Raw genomic sequence first — 1,827 nt, 5'->3', positions numbered from 1 at the left:
GTCCCCGTACGGCTCGAGCATGTACGCGGTCGCCAGGTGCGCAACCGCTACGCCGCGAGCTGCTGCCGCCTCCAACCCTTCCAGCAGCAAGGGAAATTTGCCGAGCAGCGCATCGAGCCCTTGCTGCATGCGGCTTGTCAGGTTGATCGACACCCACTCGGCAACGACATCCGACTCCATCTCCTCAGCCTCCGCCCACTCGTCGTGATCGCCGGTAAGCGCGGAAATCAGCTCCTCGAAACGAACCGGCGCATAGCCGGATTCGCCGAGGAAACTGACCAGGCCTTGGGCTGTGCGCTCGGCTTCCTCGGGTGACATCCCAAAGTGCAGGCACCGCTGGATGACCCGGTCTTCATCCGTCGTGAGGTCGGTATCACGCCAGGCCACGTCGCACCACGCGGCCTGGTGATGGAACGCGGCGTGGGTGGAAAATCCGGCGGCGGCCGCCAGCAGCTCATGGGCCTGGCTGCGGGTAAGCGACGCGAAGCCCTGCTCCCGAAGGTACGCATGGACGTGGAACACATATTGCTTGATGGTCATGACTCGTCCTCGATGGCCAAGCCGATCCGGGTAAGGCGCACACGTTTAAGTCCCCGGCAGCTGGCCAGAAGAAGAATCGATCAGGGGATACGGCCTGTTTTTGCTCGTGTGCAAGCACGGCGGGCGCCGCAGCTAGTGTATGCCGTCTGCTACTGGGTTTCCACACACGCGCCAAGATTGCTCAGGGCGTCGCGGGGCGGTCATGGCTGTCCACGAACGCCAAGCTCCTTTGTGGGTTTGGCCAGAGAACGCTCGATGGCGCGACGGACACCCTGCGGGCTGCCGTCGGGAGTCGCTGGCGAAGCGGCTAGAGGGATTGCGACCAAGGGCGGCCCGCGGTCCCCAACAAGCAACGCTGCTCATCAGGCACTGCCCCATTGAAACGCCCAAACAGCGCTTCGATCCACGATGTTCCTGCACTCTCCACCAGCAACCCGCCCTGGCTCTGGTGGTAGACCAACCATCGCTCGAAGCTGAGGCGCAGGCGCTCGATATCCGGTGCCCGCGTAAGTGCATCGGCGGGCACCCGGATCAGCACGCGTGAGGGGGCATTCTCCACGTCCATCACCAGAACGCCCTTGCAGCGGATCTCGAAAGACGTCACCCCGCCATAGCGCGTGTGCAGTTCAAAACCCTCATCCGCTTTGGCGGTCACGAAGCCGAGCGCATCACTGTGCAGCAGCCGGTAGTCGGCTGGCTGCAGCTTCTGGTAGGCCCACACCTGATCGCCCGCTGGCTCGGGCCAGCCCGGCCATACCGCGCCGATCATCACGATGCACACTGCCGCAGCGGTAAGGCCGTGCTTCTTCATTCATCACCCCGCACAAAAAAAATAACGTCACGCCCACAAGCGCCTACTCAGTCCTGTGGCCGCATCCGTTCGTGGATGAAGGCGGTGAGTGCGATATCGGCCATCACCAGCCCCCCCATCACACGGTCGCCCACGTACTGATCGGGCTCACCGTTCTGGCGCGTGCGCTCTGCCGCCAGCAGGAGTTCCTGCACGATGCGTTGGCCCGTCAGTGCGCAGTCGGCGTCGGACAACTGCATCTGCCGGCTGCGCAGGTGATGGCGTTCGGGCCAGGGCTGGCCGTCGGCTGCAGCGCCTGCGCCGATGCTGCGCAGGATGGCGATGAGGCTGTTGGGGTCCAGCGCAGGGGCGGGCGAGGGCGCCTCCTGGATGGGGCGCGGGGGAGGGGAGTGCGGCATGGTCATGGCAGGCTCCGTGCAAGCAGGCAGAAGCCGCCACCGATAAGGGTGGCGGACGATGCGTGGCTCGAAAACCGG

The 1,827-nt window shown here is 64.8% G+C and carries 3 protein-coding genes; all 3 read right to left on the bottom strand.

Annotated elements, in window-relative coordinates; all coding sequences use genetic code 11:
- The coding region (locus AB4Y84_RS20695) for a hypothetical protein (protein ID WP_442250822.1) at positions 1–540 on the bottom strand (540 nt) is incomplete at its 3' end.
- Positions 541–847: 307 nt separating this feature from the next.
- Positions 848–1,351 carry a cold-shock protein gene (locus AB4Y84_RS20690; RefSeq protein ID WP_442244191.1) on the bottom strand — a complete coding sequence of 168 codons (504 nt, stop codon included), beginning with the start codon at positions 1,349–1,351 and terminating at the stop codon, positions 848–850.
- A gap of 47 nt (positions 1,352–1,398) precedes the next feature.
- Positions 1,399–1,755, bottom strand: a complete 357-nt coding sequence (locus AB4Y84_RS20685) for a hypothetical protein (protein ID WP_442244192.1) — start codon at positions 1,753–1,755, stop codon at positions 1,399–1,401.
- Between the last annotated feature and the right edge of the window lie 72 nt (positions 1,756–1,827).

Origin of the sequence: Stenotrophomonas sp. 2YAF22, assembly GCF_052114665.1 — a bacterium.
Taxonomy (GTDB): domain Bacteria; phylum Pseudomonadota; class Gammaproteobacteria; order Xanthomonadales; family Xanthomonadaceae; genus Stenotrophomonas; species Stenotrophomonas indicatrix.
The sequence above is the reverse complement of the archived record's forward strand: the minus strand, read 5'-3'. Positions and strand labels throughout refer to the sequence as shown.